Source organism: Marinobacter subterrani, assembly GCF_001045555.1.
Classification (GTDB): domain Bacteria; phylum Pseudomonadota; class Gammaproteobacteria; order Pseudomonadales; family Oleiphilaceae; genus Marinobacter; species Marinobacter subterrani.
The window spans coordinates 479,714-495,595 of record NZ_LFBU01000002.1 but is presented as its reverse complement, the minus strand read 5'-3'; the positions used below and the strand labels follow the sequence as shown (position 1 = coordinate 495,595).

At 59.4% G+C, this 15,882-nt stretch carries 17 protein-coding genes; 12 read left to right on the top strand and 5 right to left on the bottom strand.

Features of this window, described 5'->3' with window-relative positions:
* Positions 1-12: 12 nt before the first annotated feature.
* Positions 13-897, bottom strand: coding sequence for a helix-turn-helix transcriptional regulator (locus msub_RS18205; protein ID WP_048497553.1), 885 nt, complete (start codon positions 895-897; stop codon positions 13-15).
* Positions 898-1,014: 117 nt separating this feature from the next.
* On the opposite strand from msub_RS18205, the gene msub_RS18200 reads away from it, so the two are divergent.
* Genes msub_RS18200 through msub_RS18170 form a run of 7 tightly spaced genes read left to right on the top strand, consistent with a single transcriptional unit; the run spans position 1,015 to position 6,554 of the window.
* Positions 1,015-1,713, top strand: coding sequence for an ABC transporter permease (locus msub_RS18200; RefSeq protein ID WP_048497552.1), 699 nt, complete (start codon positions 1,015-1,017; stop codon positions 1,711-1,713).
* Entirely contained in the window at positions 1,710-2,453 is a 744-nt protein-coding gene (locus msub_RS18195) for an ATP-binding cassette domain-containing protein (protein ID WP_082146585.1), read from the top strand. The genes msub_RS18200 and msub_RS18195 overlap by 4 nt, the downstream gene beginning before the upstream one ends.
* Positions 2,454-2,485: 32 nt before the next feature.
* On the top strand, positions 2,486-3,292 hold the full coding sequence (locus msub_RS18190) for a substrate-binding domain-containing protein (protein ID WP_048497551.1): 807 nt from the start codon (positions 2,486-2,488) through the stop codon (positions 3,290-3,292).
* Positions 3,293-3,342: 50 nt separating this feature from the next.
* Positions 3,343-4,227: a formate dehydrogenase accessory sulfurtransferase FdhD gene (locus msub_RS18185; RefSeq protein ID WP_227506848.1), complete on the top strand. Its 885-nt coding sequence runs from the start codon at positions 3,343-3,345 to the stop codon at positions 4,225-4,227.
* Positions 4,220-4,807 carry a molybdenum cofactor guanylyltransferase MobA gene (gene mobA / locus msub_RS18180; protein ID WP_048497550.1) on the top strand — a complete coding sequence of 196 codons (588 nt, stop codon included), beginning with the start codon at positions 4,220-4,222 and terminating at the stop codon, positions 4,805-4,807. The genes msub_RS18185 and mobA overlap by 8 nt, the downstream gene beginning before the upstream one ends.
* The gene (gene mobB / locus msub_RS18175) at positions 4,804-5,310 is read left to right on the top strand and encodes a molybdopterin-guanine dinucleotide biosynthesis protein B (RefSeq protein WP_048497549.1); all 507 of its coding nucleotides are present in this window, start codon (positions 4,804-4,806) and stop codon (positions 5,308-5,310) included. The genes mobA and mobB overlap by 4 nt, the downstream gene beginning before the upstream one ends.
* The gene (locus tag msub_RS18170; RefSeq protein ID WP_048497548.1) at positions 5,307-6,554 is read left to right on the top strand and encodes a molybdopterin-binding protein; all 1,248 of its coding nucleotides are present in this window, start codon (positions 5,307-5,309) and stop codon (positions 6,552-6,554) included. The genes mobB and msub_RS18170 overlap by 4 nt, the downstream gene beginning before the upstream one ends.
* Here the strand turns inward: msub_RS18170 and msub_RS18165 are convergent, their stop codons facing one another.
* From msub_RS18165 to msub_RS18150, 4 genes are read right to left on the bottom strand one after another with little or no spacing between them, the layout of a single operon-like run.
* Entirely contained in the window at positions 6,555-7,031 is a 477-nt protein-coding gene (locus msub_RS18165; RefSeq protein WP_048497547.1) for a DUF6505 family protein, read from the bottom strand.
* Positions 7,028-7,732 carry a biotin/lipoate--protein ligase family protein gene (locus msub_RS18160; RefSeq protein ID WP_048497546.1) on the bottom strand — a complete coding sequence of 235 codons (705 nt, stop codon included), beginning with the start codon at positions 7,730-7,732 and terminating at the stop codon, positions 7,028-7,030. The genes msub_RS18165 and msub_RS18160 overlap by 4 nt, the downstream gene beginning before the upstream one ends.
* Complete coding sequence (locus msub_RS18155; RefSeq protein WP_082146584.1) at positions 7,729-8,577, bottom strand: Mrp/NBP35 family ATP-binding protein; 849 nt, start codon at positions 8,575-8,577, stop codon at positions 7,729-7,731. The genes msub_RS18160 and msub_RS18155 overlap by 4 nt, the downstream gene beginning before the upstream one ends.
* A gap of 16 nt (positions 8,578-8,593) precedes the next feature.
* Positions 8,594-10,573 (bottom strand): 4Fe-4S binding protein, encoded by a 1,980-nt coding sequence (locus msub_RS18150; protein ID WP_048498018.1) that lies wholly within the window; start codon positions 10,571-10,573, stop codon positions 8,594-8,596.
* Positions 10,574-10,713: 140 nt separating this feature from the next.
* Here msub_RS18150 and msub_RS18145 point away from each other — a divergent pair, with 140 nt between their 5' ends.
* From msub_RS18145 to msub_RS18125, 5 genes are all read left to right on the top strand, one after another.
* Positions 10,714-11,292 carry a DUF3305 domain-containing protein gene (locus tag msub_RS18145; RefSeq protein ID WP_048497545.1) on the top strand — a complete coding sequence of 193 codons (579 nt, stop codon included), beginning with the start codon at positions 10,714-10,716 and terminating at the stop codon, positions 11,290-11,292.
* On the top strand, positions 11,292-11,939 hold the full coding sequence (locus msub_RS18140) for a DUF3306 domain-containing protein (protein ID WP_048497544.1): 648 nt from the start codon (positions 11,292-11,294) through the stop codon (positions 11,937-11,939). The genes msub_RS18145 and msub_RS18140 overlap by 1 nt, the downstream gene beginning before the upstream one ends.
* A gap of 109 nt (positions 11,940-12,048) precedes the next feature.
* Positions 12,049-12,660, top strand: a complete 612-nt coding sequence (locus tag msub_RS18135; protein ID WP_048497543.1) for a TorD/DmsD family molecular chaperone — start codon at positions 12,049-12,051, stop codon at positions 12,658-12,660.
* Between the two features lie 41 nt (positions 12,661-12,701).
* Complete coding sequence (locus msub_RS18130; RefSeq protein ID WP_048497542.1) at positions 12,702-12,893, top strand: twin-arginine translocation signal domain-containing protein; 192 nt, start codon at positions 12,702-12,704, stop codon at positions 12,891-12,893.
* Between the two features lie 88 nt (positions 12,894-12,981).
* Entirely contained in the window at positions 12,982-15,867 is a 2,886-nt protein-coding gene (locus msub_RS18125) for a molybdopterin-dependent oxidoreductase (protein ID WP_048497541.1), read from the top strand.
* The last annotated feature ends 15 nt before the right edge of the window (positions 15,868-15,882 follow it).

Here is a 15,882-nt window from a genome sequence, read left to right as displayed (position 1 = left end):
TATTGGCGCTGTTCAAGCATTATAGATGACTTTGCCCAGATCACTGATGTCATAACCGCCGAGCGCCTGGGCACGCTGGACAAATCGCTCGCTGCCGGCAAACGCCAGCAGCCGCTGGATGGCCGGCTCAAAGTAATGACGCCGGCGCATGGCCAGATCAAAATATTCCTGCTGCAAAGGAATAAAAGCCAGGCCCTGACGCCGCGCTGCGGCTTCAATTCCCACGCCCACATCCGCTTCGCCCTGGCGAATGGCCAACGCGAGATCGTCCTCGCTGAGTGACGGGTGGGCGGCCCAGGCGAGTTGCGTGGCGTCAATACGGTGGCGAGCCAGCAGACTCTGCAACAAATGGCTGACTCCGGCATCAGGCTGGCGATGCGCGACACGTATGCCGGATCTTGCGATATCTTCCAGTCGGGTAAGCCCTCGGGGATTATCGGCTGCCAATAAAAGACCCTGCTGGCGTTTTGCCCACCGAATCAGCACCAGATCGCGCATCCCGTTCAATCCCAGGGTGGCCGGATCATTGTAACGCTGAATTTCGGCATGCCAGATGTGCATGCCGGCGAGCATCGCGCGTCCGTCCACCAGCCTCTGAACGCCATCGCCGCTTCCCTGACACAGCAAAGCCAGCTCGGCACTGCTCTCCTTCACCGCCCACTCCAACAGCGGATCCTGGCTGCCGGCCAGAACCGGCGGTATCGGGGCGCTGACGGCATCGTCACCCTCCAGATGGTTCATCAACCACAGGTCTATACGCTGGCGCGGAAACAACAGCTTTCCCGTTACCCGAACGCAGGGAATAACCCCCTGGCTAACCAGATCGTACACCTTGCGCTCTTTCAGGCGCAGATACTCGGCAGCTTCGGCTGTGGTGAGGTAAGCGGGAAGGGGCATCAGTCTCTCCAGCAGAGGGGGTAAAGCACAGAACTGTTTTTTACTGCATATTTTTCAGAAGACGGTGCAAAGCGTAGCTATAAACGCCACGATGCTCAATATCAAGGAGACGCAGCTGTGGAAAATAATGCGTTTTATGTTGCGCTGTCGCTACTTTTGAATTTCGACGCCCCGCTCTATCAGATCGTGGCGCTTTCGCTTCAGGTTTCGCTTTTCGCGGTCCTGATCGCAGCGGTGCTGGGATTTCCACTTGGCGCTGCCGTGGCGCTCTGGCGCTTCCGCGGACGCGGCGGAGTGATTGTGTTACTTAATGCGCTGATGGGTCTGCCCCCGGTGGTGGCCGGGCTCGTGGTGTATTTACTGCTCTCTCGTGCCGGCCCACTGGGTGAATGGGGGCTGCTGTTCACGCCGGGTGCCATGGTCATCGCACAGGTGGTACTGGTGCTTCCAATTCTGGCCGCACTCTCGCGTCAGAAAGTCGAAGAAATGCTGGATGAATACCGGGATCAGTTCGTCTCACTGGGCATGTCACGGGCGCGCATGATGCCCACCTTGTTGTGGGACGCGCGATTTGCCCTGTTAACCGTTCTGCTTGCCGGCTTTGGCCGTGCCAGTGCCGAAGTGGGCGCTGTGATGATGGTGGGCGGCAATATTGCGGGTGTCACACGGGTAATGACAACCTCCATCGTACTGGAAACCGGCAAGGGCAACCTGCCCCTGGCTCTGGGGCTTGGCATTGTGCTACTGACGCTGGTAATGCTGATTAACGCCGGCGCGTACCTGGTGGGCGAATTTAGCAGGAGGCGAACAGGATGACTTCGATGAATGCGCCGCTACTCGCCTCGTCCGCCCTTCTTTCGCCACCGGCGCTGGGTTTTGATGGCGTGGCCTACAGCCACGAGGAGCGGTTACTGCTGGGACCTTGCTCATTCACTCTGGATGGCATCGGCCCCACGCTGGTGATGGGGCCTAACGGGGCAGGCAAAAGCCTGCTGCTCCGGCTGGCCCATGGTTTGCTCTTCCCTACGGAGGGACGGGTAACCTGGTCAAGCGACCAGAAACCCCGCCAGGCGATGGTATTCCAGCAGCCGGTGCTTTTGCGCCGCTCGGCCGTGGCCAATCTCATCCACGCACTGGCGGTGAATAACGTCCCGCGCCGGAAACGTGCGAAGCTCGCGTTTGATTCGCTCGAGCGCTTTGGCCTGACCGCCTGCGCCAAAACGCCTGCTCGCGTACTGTCCGGTGGCCAGCAACAGCGCCTGGCCCTGGCGCGCGCCTGGGTGCTGTCTCCGCAGGTGCTGTTTCTGGATGAACCGACCTCCGCGCTCGACCCGGCGGCCATTAAAGCCGTGGAGGCTGCGGTGCGGGAGTTTCATCAGCGCGGAACGCGCATCGTAATGACCACCCACGATATCCATCAGGCCAGGCGTCTGGCCGGCGATGTGCTTTTTTTATCCGGGGGAAAGGTCCGCGAACATACCCCTGCTGACGTGTTTTTTGACGCGCCCGTCTCGCCAGAGGCGCAGGCGTTTATTACTGGAGAACTGGTCGAATAGTCCGACTCTCATCTGCAACAGGAGAAAACAATATGAATAAGACGCTCAACCTGTTACTTGCGGGCGTAACCAGCCTCGGCCTGGCCTTCAGCGCTCACGCTGAGGACTACATAACCCTGGCTTCGACAACCTCCACGGAAAACTCGGGACTGTTCGATTCTATCCTGCCCAAGTTCAAAGCAGACACCGGCATTGACGTTCGGGTAGTGGCCGTGGGCACCGGCCAGGCTTTTGAAATCGCCCGCCGCGGCGATGCCGACAGCCTGCTGGTGCACGACACCGCCGGCGAAAAGCGCTTTGTCGAAAACGGCTACGCCAGCGAGCGGGCCGATGTGATGTACAACGACTTCGTACTGATTGGCCCTGCCGATGACCCCGCCAACATCAGTGAGGCAGACAGCGCCGCAGAAGCTTTCGCGGCGATTGCCAAGGCAGAAGCGCCATTCGCCTCGCGGGGCGATGATAGCGGCACCAATCGTGCCGAGCTGCGCCTCTGGAAAAGCGCCGGCATTGAACCCAGCGGCGACTGGTACCGGGAACTGGGCAGCGGCATGGGCGCTACGCTCAACACCGCGGCGGCCATGGATGCCTACGTAATGTCGGATCGCGCCACCTGGGTGGCCTTTAAAAATCCTCAGAACCTGGAACTGCTCTATTCCGGCGACAAGGCCATGTTCAATCAGTACGGCAGCCTGTTGCTCTCTGAAGAGAAACATCCCGACCTCAAACATGATCTGGCCAGGCAATGGCACAACTGGCTGATTTCCAAGGATGGCCAACAGGCAATTGCCGACTTCAAGGTTGATGGACAACAGCTGTTTTTCCCGAATGGTAAATAGGCTAATCTCTTCCGATCTCCGTAACTATTGAATTCTCCGGCGTCCCTGAAATGGCGGTAACAACAATGGCGATCGACCCCCTGCTTCCCGACCCCAAGGACCCCCGCCTGTCTCGCACAGTCGAGGGCATTGATGAAACCGGCCAGCCGAAATCGATCAGCGTGATTGAAGAGCGCCCCCTGACCATCTACCTGAACAGCCAGGAGATCGTGACGGCCATGACCATCGGGGACCACCCGGAGTATCTGGCACTCGGCTTTCTCCTGAACCAGGGCATGCTGAAGCCGACCGACGAGGTCACCAGAATCGATTACGATGAAGAACTGGAAGTCGCGGTGGTCCGTACCGCCGGTGTTACCGATGTCGAGGCCAAGCTGGAGAAGAAAACCCGGACCTCCGGCTGCGCCGTGGGCACCGTATTTGGTGACATGATGGCGGGGCTGGAAGGTCTGTCGCTGCCGGATACGCCGGTCCACACCAGCACCTTTTACGACCTGTCCTACCAGATCAACCACACGCCCAGCCTGTACATGGAAACCGGCGCCATTCATGGTACTGCCCTGTGCCAGGGCCGCGAAATCCTGGCCTACATGGAAGATGTCGGGCGCCACAACGCAGTCGACAAGATTGCAGGCTGGATGCACTTGAATGCCATCCCGGCGGCCGATAAGGTTCTTTACACCACGGGGCGACTGACCTCTGAAATGGTGATCAAAACGTCCCTCATGGGGATCCCGACCCTGATCAGCCGGTCGGGCTTTACCGCCTGGGGTGTCGATATTGCCCAGCAGGTCGGGTTAACACTGATCGGGCGGATGCGAGGCAAGAAATTCACCTGCCTCAGCGGCCAGCACCGACTGGTGTTTGACCAGGACCTGTCGCAGGTGCCCGATGAAGACAGGAAAATGCGGCGAAAAGGGGCCGAGCATGACTGAGTGCGCTGTCATTCTGGCGGGTGGCCAGGCAAGCCGCATGGGCGGAGGCGATAAAGGGCGATTGATGCTGGGCGACCAGTCACTGATTGAACGGGTTATCGCCCGGATCACGCCGCAAGTTGACGCCGTGGTGCTGAACGCCAATGGCGATCCGAGCCGCTTTGATGACCTTGGTTTGCCCGTGGTGGCAGATTCTGTCGGAGATTTTCCCGGCCCGCTGGCCGGTATACTCGCGGGCATGGACTGGGCCGCCGAGCAGGGGCATGAGTGGCTGATCAGTGTCGCTGCCGACACTCCGTCGTTCCCTCGGAACCTGGTCGAACGACTGTCGCAATACAATACCCCGGTGGTGTTGGCGGCGACGCCGGATCCGGAGCGTGGCCGGATACCACAGCCCACGTTTGGCCGTTGGCAGGTTGCCTTGCGGCACGAGCTGAGAGCCGCGCTGAACGATGGCGTTCGAAAGATTCGCCAGTGGACCCAGGCCCAGGGAGAGACACTGGTGATTTTTGCGGAGGACGACTTTTTCAACATCAACACGCCGGAAGACCTGGCCTGGGCGGAGCAAAATCTCAAGTGAACGTTATTGGCATTGTCGGCTGGAAAAACTGCGGAAAAACCACTCTGGCGAGCGCCCTGATTCGTGAGATGACCAGCCGGGGTTTAACCGTCAACTCGGTCAAGCACGCCCACCACATGGTGGATGTGGATCAGCCCGGCACCGACAGCTACAAACATCGGGATGCCGGAGCCCGGGAAGTCATCCTCGCCGGCGGCCAGCGTTTTGCCATCATGCACGAGCTCCGGGGTGCGAAAGAGCCGACGCTGGATGAATTGCTCGGCCGGTTAGGCCCCTGCGATTGGGTCGTGGTCGAGGGGTTCAAGACCCATTCACACCCCAAAATCGAAGTGCACCGGCGGGAAAGCTCGCGCATGCCGCTGTATTCGGAAGACCCCAGCATCATTGCCGTCGCCGCAGACTATGCAGCGGAATTTTCGGGGCCGGTTTTCGATATCAACGATGTAGCCGGAATCGCTGACTTTATTCTGAACGCTGACCAACCAGGAAGACGAGCGCCATGAAACCGCTTCGTAACGACTGTTTTGCCCTGCCCCCCGGAGTGAACTGGACGCCGGTGGAGGAGGCGCTTGAGCGGTTGCGTTCACGCCTGCATCCAGTAGTCGGTATCGATCGCAATATTCCGCTTGCTCAGCTCAACGGGCGGATACTGGCGAGCGATGTCCATGCGCCTCGCGCCCACCCTCCCAGCAACAATTCAGCGGTCGACGGCTATGCCTTTGCCGGGCCTTTAACCGAGGTGCCCTGCACCCTGCCCCTGGTTGAAGGCCGCAGTGCCGCCGGCGAACCCTACACGGGGCGTGTGCCCGCGGGCCATGCTATCCGGATACTGACCGGGGCGGTCATACCGGCGGGCGTTGATACGGTGGTGCTGGAAGAGGACTGCGAGGTCATCGACGGGCAGCTCCACCTGAACGGCACGTTAAAAGCCGGCGCCAATCTGCGTAAGGCCGGAGAGGACATCCAGGCACAGGACCGGATCCTCACGGCGGCAACCCGGCTGACCCCTACCCAGATTTCGGTGCTTGCCAGTGTCGGAATCGGGGCCGTGGATGTTTATCAGCGGCTGCGCGTCGGTGTTCTGTCGACCGGTGATGAAGTGAAGCCGGTCGGCGCACCGGTCACCGATTGGCAGATTTACGATGCCAACCGGCCGATGCTGAGTGCCCTGATAACACAGCTCGGCTATGAGCTGGTGGACCTGGGCCATGTGCTGGACCGGGCGGACGACGTCAAGGCAGCCCTGGAGCGCGGTGCGGAACAATGCGACCTGATCCTGACCAGCGGCGGGGTTTCTGCCGGCGACGAGGATCACGTCTCGAAGACCCTGAAGGCTCACGGGGAAATCAGCAACTGGCGCATCGCGATCAAACCGGGCCGGCCTCTTGCCCTCGCCATGTTTCAGGGCACGCCGGTCGTGGGCCTGCCGGGCAACCCGGTGGCCGCCTGGGTGTGCGCGCTGAGGTTTGGCGCTCCGGCGATGGCGCTGTTGGCTGGCGGTGAATGGTTCGAACCCCAGGCTTATCTCGTGCCGGCTGACTTTACGAAAAACAAGAAGCCGGGACGCAGCGAAATGTTGCGGGCCCGGGTTCGGGATGGGAAAGTTGAGGTATTCGGCTCCGAAGGTTCCGGCCGGGTCACCGGCCTGGCCTGGTCCGAGGGCCTGGTGGAACTGGATGAGAGCGCCCGGGAAATCGAGCCGGGAACCGCCGTCCGTTTCATTCCCTATGGCAGCTTCGGACTGTAATCAGTCAACGCTGCCATGAACCGCAAAGGCCTCCAGTGAGGCATCCTGAGGCCCCCGGGACCGGTAGGTTTCCTCAACACCCAGCTCGGTCAGCGTACGGCTGACCATCAGAAGGGTGTTGTCCTCGAAGTCCTCGCACATGTTGCGCATCTGATCGATTTCTTCACAGGCAACCGGGTAGGCCGCATCGATATCCGGCGCGCCGTAATGGTCAACAAACGTCTGCGCCAGGGTCCTGCGCACCTGCTCCAGTTCCGGTTCCGTGATGTTACACACACCCACGAAACTGGCACGCCCGCCAGATTCAATACTGTACCAGCCGTTACTGAACGCCTGGCGGGCTTTTCCCTTCAGGTCGGCTTCGGTCCAGTTGGAAAACTCGAAGCCACCGGAGATCGCCCACTCGCCGCTGGGCGCTGGCTTTTCAAATACGTTCTCATCGGATATGTCCAGCTGCAGGGTTCTGGCCAGTTTCATACGTGCTCCGCAAATTCGATCAAACTCACCGTTTCAGTCATCACGTCCTGACGCAACAGCATTCGACCTTTTTCATCCAAACCGACAAACAGGCCCCGCCGGGGATAGTCAATCGCTTTACCCAGGGTGTCGCAGCGCGGCCGCCACTCGTTGTGGATCCGTTCAAAGCCGCTGTCCATGAAGTAAGTCAGCCACAGCAAGGTATGTTTGGACCAGCTCTCCAGCAGGGCGATGGGCGTGATATCGATACACCCTTCCTCGTACAGACAGGTTTCGTTGGGATTTTCTCCCGGCTGGTCCGTCATCGGAATGAAAGGCACTTCAATACCAATGACCAGCCAGTTGGGATGCGCCTTGGGGTCGGACACATCGGCGGCAAAGCGAACCGCGCCACACAGCGCCCCGTTGACCTTGATGCGATCGGGCCATTCAAAGTGTATCGGCACTTCCGGCGGGGCCAATGCGCCCAGACTTTCGGCCAGGCCAATCTGAACGACGTAGACCGCCTGAATCGCCTCCTCCAGGGGCGTTTCCGGCGCCAGCACCAGAGCCGCGCGCAGGGTGTCATCCGCTTCGGCGTAAAAGATCGTGCCTGAGTCAACGCCCGCGATGGCCCGGCTGACCGCTTTATCGAACGGGTCCGTGTGCCTCGGCACCACTTCGCCCGTGAGTAGCGGCGGGAACTGAGGTGACTCGATCATTGGACAGCCCGGGCGTAAACGTCAGAGGCAATGATTTCATCGGCAATGCGCTGGAACGCCTTTGACTGCGGGCTATCCGGCTTTGACACCACAATCGGGACGCCGCCGTCGGAACCAATCCGGATATCCAGGTCCAGCGGGATCTCACCCAGGAAGGGCGCGCCGAGTTTTTCGGCCTCGGCCCGGGCGCCGCCGTGTCCGAACGGATGATGTTCCTTGCCACAGCCGTCGCAGACAAACGACGCCATGTTTTCAATCAGGCCGAACAGCGGCACGTCCATTCGCTTGAACATGTCGATGCCTTTGCGCGCGTCCGTCAGGGCAATGTCCTGGGGCGTGGAAACCACCACCGCGCCTGCTACAAAGAATTTCTGGCTGAGGGTCATCTGGACATCGCCGGTGCCTGGTGGCAGATCCACCAACAGCACATCCAGCCGGCCCCACTCTACCTGGTTCATCATCTGCTGCAGGGCGCCCATCAGCATGGGCCCACGCCACACGATTGCTTCATCCTCAGGCGCCATCAGGCCCAGGGACATCAGCGTTACGCCGTGATTCCTCAGAGGCAGGATGGTATTTCCGTCCGGGCTGGACGGACGACCGGAAACACCCAGCATGCGGGGCTGGCTCGGGCCATACACATCGGCGTCCAGCAGGCCGACCTTGAGCCCTTTCGAGGCCATCGCAACGGCCAGATTGGACGACACGGTGGACTTGCCCACACCGCCCTTGCCCGAGGCGATGGCGATGATGCGATCAACGCCCCTGGGGTTCTTGTCCTGAGGCCGGGGGGCATCGGTGCCAATCAGGTTCGGCTTCTTTCCTACTTCGGTGTACTCAACCATGGTGTGTCCTGTTGTTTTAGCTGTCCAGATAGTCGTCACTGGTGCGGACCCGGGGTCGATCTCCACCCGCCATGGGCGCTGTACTGCCATGGAACTGGGCCTTGACGCGACAATCATCACACATTTTGATGAGCTGAACGTTATCAGAGTTCTTGTACATCCAGTGCTGGTTTTCCAGTTTCTCGACGATCCGGTTAATGGTGCTGGCGACGCCAAACGGCGTACCACACTTGATGCATTCGAAGGGCTCTTCTCCGTGAAGGGCCCGGGCGCTCAGTGCCGCCTTGGACACATCCAGCTGGGGCTTCAGGGTGATGGCCGTCTCCGGGCAGGTGCTCTCGCAGATGCCACACTGGACACAGGCGTTTTCGGTAAACCGGACCTCGGGTCGATCCGGATTGTCACCAAGCGCACCGGTCGGGCACAGTGATACACAGGCCAGGCAGAGGGTACATTTATCGGAATCAATTTCGATCGCACCGTAAGGCGCGCCCACCGGCAGCGGAATCGGCTCTTCGATCTTGTCCGACATGGCGGCAACGGTCACCCGCGTGATGTCCCGGCGCCCGCCGACCAGCAACACCGGGTCGCTTACGCGCCCGGCGTTGTCACCGGCATCGCATAGCTGGATGGCGGAAATCACCCGCACCCGGCTCGGCGAGTTGTGGGTGCCTTTGAGCATGGCCTGTGCAAGCTCGACTTCCGCAGTCACCGCCCGACGGTCTATCTCATTGTCGGCCAGGATCAGAACCTCGGCGTAACCGGCGCCGAACGCCGCCATGATTTCAGCGTGACCAATCCGGTCGACATGCTCCAGCGCCATCGGGATCAGGTCATCCGCGAGGCCATTATCATAACGGGCGAGGTTGGCAATGGCTTCAGTGCCCGCACCAAGGGTATGGAAAACCAGGCGCGGAGATTCCTGGGTGTGCTCACGATAGACCCTGGCCATCACTTCCACCGCCTTGGTCAGCGCCTCGAACGGAGTCTCATTCATGGTCACCGCAGAGGTGGGGCAGACGGCAGCGCAGGAACCGCAGCCGGCACAAATATCCGAATCGATCTGGATGTGGTCGCCGACGGAAAAAATGGCCTCGGTGGTACAGACATCGAGGCAGCGGGTACAGCCGGGCTTGTTGGCCCGGGAGTGCGCGCAGAGCGACTCTTCCAGCCTGAAATACACGGTTTTCTCGAATTCCCCCACCCGCTCCCGGGCCGTCAGGGCAATCCGCTCCAGCTCACCGGTCTTTTTCGGGTCCGCCCAGAAGTAGCCGTTACGCTTTTCATGGCTCGGAAATGCCGGGGCGCCGCCACGAAGATCGATAAACACATCGCACTCACTGCGGGCGGTGGGCTTTGCTGCTTCGTAACCCAGCTCACCACGCCCGGCCGGATGCAGGGTTTGCAAGTGGGCAAATTCCAGTTTGAAATTGCCGAGTGCGCCGTAGGCTCCCGTTAACTGCCCCTTGGCCACATCGTAAGCAGCGGATGGCAGCTGGATGGGTCCGGCATCGGTAACAATGCAGGTGACGCCGAGCTCGTCCTGCACCAGTTCCGCCATGCGGACAGCCTGCTCCGTGGGCCCGACAATGCAACACACGCCGCTGGACAGAATGGTTTTTGCCGGCGCAATGGGCGCTGGCAATTGAGAGGCGGCAATCAGGGCCGCCTGCTTGGCTTGCAGCCGTTCGGGCCTGGCGTCAGGAGCGCTCCAGCCGGCGCGATCCCGGATATCGATAGTATGGAGTGGCGCGGAATGCTGAACCTCGGCGTATACATCTTCGGCAAGGCGCTCGAACAGGGCGGCCTGCTGGCCACAGGCAATCAGCACCTCATTGTTGGCGCCCAGATGCTCAGCGGCAATGCTCATCTCTTTGCCGCACAGCTGATCCACCGCGATAACCTGCTCGGCTGAGGCGGCTTTCCGCAGCGCCTCCGGGTTGAAAGACTGTGTTTTGTCACAGCTACATAACAGTAGGGTCTTGTATGCCGTCATCAGGAGTTTGACTCGTTCGTTGTTTTTATACGTATACGCATAGGTTTTGCTTTTCGAGCATGCCACAGGCATTTACTTTTAGACAATTGGATAATTGTTTCGGCCCTGCTAGGTTAAAGCTATAACAAAAGAGAAAAGCCATGAGTCGTCGAACAGATCAGTGGAAACGCGAATTACAGGTCGGCGCAGTCGTTCGCCGAACGCCGGGCGTGACCCGCTGGGCGAAGTATATCTGGAAGCCAGTCGCGGTGATTCCGGGAGCGCCGGAAGCCTTCTGGAAAGAGCTGGTTCGTGACGGTGAGGTAGTCGATTATCACGCCGGCACCGTAACCATGGAATTATTCCGCGCCGATGTTGAGGGTTATCTGGTCTCCCTGAATATGGCGGTACCCTCTGTCTGGATTGTGCTGGACAGAGACATAACGAGCCAGTCCCCCTCTGGATGGGTCGTCAGCACGGTCACAGCCAGTGCCCATGAAGCTCTGGATGCCCTGGACAGTGGTGAAAGCATCGTCGAAGCGGTTCCGATTCCCGAGTCCCTGGCGGCCTGGATCAAAGAATTTATCGACATGCATTACATCGAAGAGCCGTTCAAGAAACGTCGTCGCGACGAGCTTCGGGTCGACGGTGTCGAGGACGCCAAGGGAGACCCTCGCATTCGTCAGGAAAGCGACGTCTTCCGCGCTCCCGGGAATATCAAAAAGCCGAGAATTCAGTAATGGCCGAGTCACGTCTTCAGCGCTGGGCGCGTAAAAAAGCCGAAGCTGGCAAGCAGGTACAGGTGGAGCAATCCCCACTGCCAGCAACCGAATCCGGACCGACACCGGAGGAGCAGGAGCTTGCCATCAACGAGGCGCTACCTGAACAGGAGCTGCTGGAAAAATACGGCCTGCCTGATCCGGAAAGCATAGAGCTGGGCACCGACATCACCGGGTTTATGCGCAAAGAGATTCCTGAACTTCTGCGCCGCAAGGCCCTGAGGGCACTGTGGAGATCCAATCCCGTACTTGCGGTACTGGACGGCCTTAACGACTACGACGAAGACTTCACGGACGCCGGCCTCACCGTCAAGGGTGCAAAGTCCCTGTACAAGGTGGGGCAAGGCATGATTGATAAAACCAAAAAGCTCGGCAGGCAGACCGAAGGTCTGGCCGAAGAGCGTGCCGAGAGCCCGGTGCAGGTGCCCTCCACGTCGGTTGTTCCCCCGAAGGTGGCCGACAAACCAGAAACAGGTGCGTTTGTTGAGACAGACATAGCCTCCGGCGGGGCAGAGCCCGTTGTGGCTCACCACGTCGAAAGTGAACCGGATCAACCGGATGAGGACCAGACGCCACGCTTCCGGCCAAGGATGCGTTTTGACTATTAACCGAATGCATTTCGGCTATTAGCGAATAACAACGCGGTTGCTCCACTATTCTTTTAGGTGTATTAGAATAATGTGACAGACCGCAAATAATAATTAGAAGGAACACGAATTGACCAATACTGCGGAAATCCAGTGCCCGCGTTCGATCATCGAAGAAGATCGCGCCAGGGCTCAGATCTATCAACTGCTGGGGGTTCTGCTTGCCGGCCCGCCCTCAAGTGAACTGTTAACCGGGCTGGCTTCCCTTCAGGGTGATGAAACCCCTCTGGGCGCAGCCTCGAAGAACCTGGCAACGCTTGCTGAACGCACCAACCCCTACGATGCCGAGCGGGAGTACAACAACCTGTTTGTGGGTCTTGGCCGTGGTGAGCTCCTACCCTATGCCAGCTATTACCTCACCGGCTTTCTGAACGAGAAACCCCTGGCAGAACTGCGCACCGACCTGAGGGCCCGGGGCATCAAAGCCCGCAGCAATGTTAAAGAGCCCGAAGATCACATCGGCACGCTGTGTGAAGTCATGGCCGGCATCATTACTGGCGCATTTCCCTGCGAAAGCGACCTGGCTTCGCAAAAAGCCTTTTTTGACGCGCACCTGGCAAAGTGGGCGGCATTGTTTTTTACCGATTTGGAAGAAGCGCAAAGCGCCGTCTTCTACGCACCCGTGGGCTCGCTTGGGCGAGCTTTCATGGCTGTGGAGGGTGACGCCTTTGCAATTCAGTAACCGGGATCTGAACGATCCCTTAACCCAGGGGGAGGTGTCCTATGGACAACCCGAAGCGTGAAAACAGCCGTCGCCGTTTCCTGCAAATGGCAGCAGCTGCAGCACCGGCTGCCGTTGCAATGGCGGTTGCACCGAACGCCGCTGCCAAGGTCGTCAAATCAGACGTGCCGAAAAGCCGCGGACTGCGTGACACTGAACACACACGTAAATATTTCGAATCGGCTCGTTTTTGAGGAAGCGTGAATCGTTCAAGGTTGCGTGATGCTCTTGAATGATCACATCTCCAGTAAAACGAGAATAATAATGAGAGAGGTATGAGACATGTTACGGAAGAAGACCAACGGGGTTGCGAAAGGCCCCCGTGCAGGCTCTTTACTTTCATCTCTCGCTGCCAGGACGCTGGACCGCCGTCAGTTTTTAACGGCCTCCGGGGTTGCAGTGGGTGGTATGGCAGCTTTATCGCTGACATCTGGCCGGGTTGAGGCAGCGACTCCTTCGACCGAAGGTGGCGAAATCGTCCGCAAAAAGTCGGTATGTACCCACTGTTCGGTGGGCTGCACGGTGGAAGCGGAAGTTCAGAATGGCACCTGGATCGGTCAGGAGCCGGGTTGGGACAGCCCGTTCAACCTGGGCGCGCACTGCGCCAAGGGCGCTTCGGTGCGTGAGCATGCGCACGGTGAACGTCGCCTCAAGTCCCCCATGAAAATGGTCAACGGCCAGTGGCAGAAGATTTCGTGGGACCAGGCAATTAACGAAATCGGCGACAAGATGTTGCAGATCCGCGAGGAGAGCGGCCCGGACTCGGTCTACTGGCTGGGGAGCGCAAAGTTCAGTAATGAACAGGCCTACCTGTTCCGTAAGTTCGCGGGCTACTGGGGTACCAACAACGTCGATCACCAGGCCCGGATCTGTCATTCGACTACCGTTGCCGGCGTAGCCAATACCTGGGGCTACGGTGCGATGACCAACTCGTACAACGACATCCACAACTCCAAGGCGATCTTCCTGATTGGTGGCAACCCGGCGGAGGCCCATCCGGTCTCATTGCTGCACATCCTGAAGGCCAAGGAAGAAAACAACGCACCGCTCATCGTCTGCGACCCGCGCTTCACGCGTACTGCCGCTCATGCCGATGAGTTCGTTCGTTTCCGTCCGGGTTCAGACGTTGCCCTGGTCTGGGGTATTCTCTGGCACATCTTCGAGAACGGCTGGGAAGACAAGGAATTTATCCGCACCCGGGTGTGGGGCATGGATGATATCCGTAAAGAAGTGAAGCGCTGGAATCCGGCCGAGGTCGAGCGTGTAACCGGCGCACCAGGGGCACAACTGGAGCGGGTCGCCCGTACTCTGGTCAACAGCCGCCCCGGTACCGTCATCTGGTGTATGGGCGGTACCCAGCACACCAACGGTAACAACAACACACGCGCCTACTGCATACTGCAACTGGCGTTGGGCAACATGGGCGTTGCCGGTGGTGGTACCAACATCTTCCGGGGTCACGACAACGTGCAGGGCGCCACCGATCTGGGCGTTCTGGCCGATACCCTGCCTGGCTATTATGGCCTGGCGGCCGGCTCCTGGGCTCACTGGGCACGGGTCTGGGAGGAAGACCTGGAATGGCTGAAGGGCCGGTTTGCCATGTGGGACAAGAATGGCAAGACCAAAGCCATGATGAACGAAAAGGGCATTCCCGTATCCCGCTGGATCGACGGTGTTCTGGAAGCCAAGGAAAACCTCGAGCAGCCGGACAACACCCGGGCCATGGTTCTGTGGGGCCACGCACCCAACTCCCAGACCCGTATGCTGGAAATGAAGGAAGCCATGGAGAAGCTGGACCTGCTGGTCGTCGTGGATCCCTACCCGACCGTATCGGCAGTGCTGCATGATCGCAAGGAAGGCGCCTACCTGCTGCCAGCGACCACCCAGTTCGAGACCTATGGTTCAGTCACCGCATCGAACCGCTCGCTCCAGTGGCGTGAAAAGGTTGTCGAGCCGCTGTTTGACTCGAAGGTCGACCACGAAATCATGAAGCTGTTTGCGGACAAGTTCGGTTTCACCGATCGCATGTTCCGCAACATTGCCATTGAGGGCGACGAACCGTCGATTGAGGACATTACCCGCGAATTCAACCGCGGCATGTGGACCATTGGCTATACCGGCCAATCCCCCGAGCGCCTCAAGAAGCACATGCAGTACCAGCACCACTTCGACAGGACCACCCTGCGCGCAGTCGGCGGCCCCTGCGATGGTGATACCTACGGCCTGCCGTGGCCATGCTGGGGCACCCCCGAGATGAACCATCCGGGTACCCACGTCCTGTATGATATGTCGCTACCGGTGTCCAAGGGTGGCCTTACTTTCCGGGCCCGCTTCGGCGTGGAACGGGACGGCGAGAACCTGCTTGCCGAAGGCGTCTACTCGAAAAACTCCGAGATCAAGGACGGCTACCCCGAGTTCACCATGCAGATGCTGATGGACCTGGGCTGGGATAAGGATCTCACCGCCGAGGAACGCGCCAGCATTGATGCCGTAGCCGGCGCCGCCACCAACTGGAAGACAGACCTGTCCGGTGGCATCCAGCGCGTTGCCATCAAGCACGAGTGCGCGCCCTTTGGTAACGCCAAAGCCCGTACCGTGGTCTGGAACTTCCCGGACCCTGTACCGCTCCACCGCGAGCCGCTGTATACCTCTCGTCGTGATCTGGTCCAGGATTATCCGACTTATGAAGACAAGACCTTCTGGCGTGTCCCGACCCTGTACGAGTCCATTCAGAAGAAGGACTTCAGCAAGGACTTCCCCATCATTCTGACTTCCGGCCGCCTGGTCGAGTACGAAGGTGGTGGTGACGAGACCCGTTCGAACCCATGGCTCGCGGAGCTCCAGCAGGAAATGTTCATCGAGGTAAATCCTCGTGATGCACACAATCTGAACATTCGTGACGGCAAGGATGTCTGGGTAGCAGGTCCCGAAGGTGGGCGTATCAAGGTGAAGGCAATGATCACCGAGCGCGTTGGCGAAGGCGTTGCCTTCATGCCATTCCACTTTGGTGGGCACCTGCAGGGAGAGAGTTTGAGGGACAAGTATCCCAAGGGCTCCGATCCCTATGTTCTGGGCGAATCCACCAACACAATTCAAACATACGGGTATGACTCGGTCACGCAGATGCAAGAGACCAAAGCCACCCTGTGTGCGATTATGCCGGCATGATGAGAGGTGTAGATC

Excerpts from the sequence above, each read along its gene's own strand:
- msub_RS18155 (WP_082146584.1), bottom strand. The coding sequence starts at position 8,577 with ATGGTTGAGTACACCGAAGTAGGAAAGAAGCCGAACCTGATTGGCACC.
- msub_RS18170 (WP_048497548.1), top strand. The coding sequence starts at position 5,307 with ATGAAACCGCTTCGTAACGACTGTTTTGCCCTGCCCCCCGGAGTGAAC.
- msub_RS18165 (WP_048497547.1), bottom strand. The coding sequence starts at position 7,031 with ATGAAACTGGCCAGAACCCTGCAGCTGGACATATCCGATGAGAACGTA.
- msub_RS18130 (WP_048497542.1), top strand. The coding sequence starts at position 12,702 with ATGGACAACCCGAAGCGTGAAAACAGCCGTCGCCGTTTCCTGCAAATG.
- msub_RS18125 (WP_048497541.1), top strand. The coding sequence starts at position 12,982 with ATGTTACGGAAGAAGACCAACGGGGTTGCGAAAGGCCCCCGTGCAGGC.
- msub_RS18150 (WP_048498018.1), bottom strand. The coding sequence starts at position 10,573 with ATGACGGCATACAAGACCCTACTGTTATGTAGCTGTGACAAAACACAG.
- msub_RS18205 (WP_048497553.1), bottom strand. The coding sequence starts at position 897 with ATGCCCCTTCCCGCTTACCTCACCACAGCCGAAGCTGCCGAGTATCTG.
- msub_RS18195 (WP_082146585.1), top strand. The coding sequence starts at position 1,710 with ATGACTTCGATGAATGCGCCGCTACTCGCCTCGTCCGCCCTTCTTTCG.
- msub_RS18140 (WP_048497544.1), top strand. The coding sequence starts at position 11,292 with ATGGCCGAGTCACGTCTTCAGCGCTGGGCGCGTAAAAAAGCCGAAGCT.
- msub_RS18145 (WP_048497545.1), top strand. The coding sequence starts at position 10,714 with ATGAGTCGTCGAACAGATCAGTGGAAACGCGAATTACAGGTCGGCGCA.
- msub_RS18160 (WP_048497546.1), bottom strand. The coding sequence starts at position 7,732 with ATGATCGAGTCACCTCAGTTCCCGCCGCTACTCACGGGCGAAGTGGTG.
- msub_RS18190 (WP_048497551.1), top strand. The coding sequence starts at position 2,486 with ATGAATAAGACGCTCAACCTGTTACTTGCGGGCGTAACCAGCCTCGGC.
- msub_RS18185 (WP_227506848.1), top strand. The coding sequence starts at position 3,343 with ATGGCGGTAACAACAATGGCGATCGACCCCCTGCTTCCCGACCCCAAG.
- mobA (WP_048497550.1), top strand. The coding sequence starts at position 4,220 with ATGACTGAGTGCGCTGTCATTCTGGCGGGTGGCCAGGCAAGCCGCATG.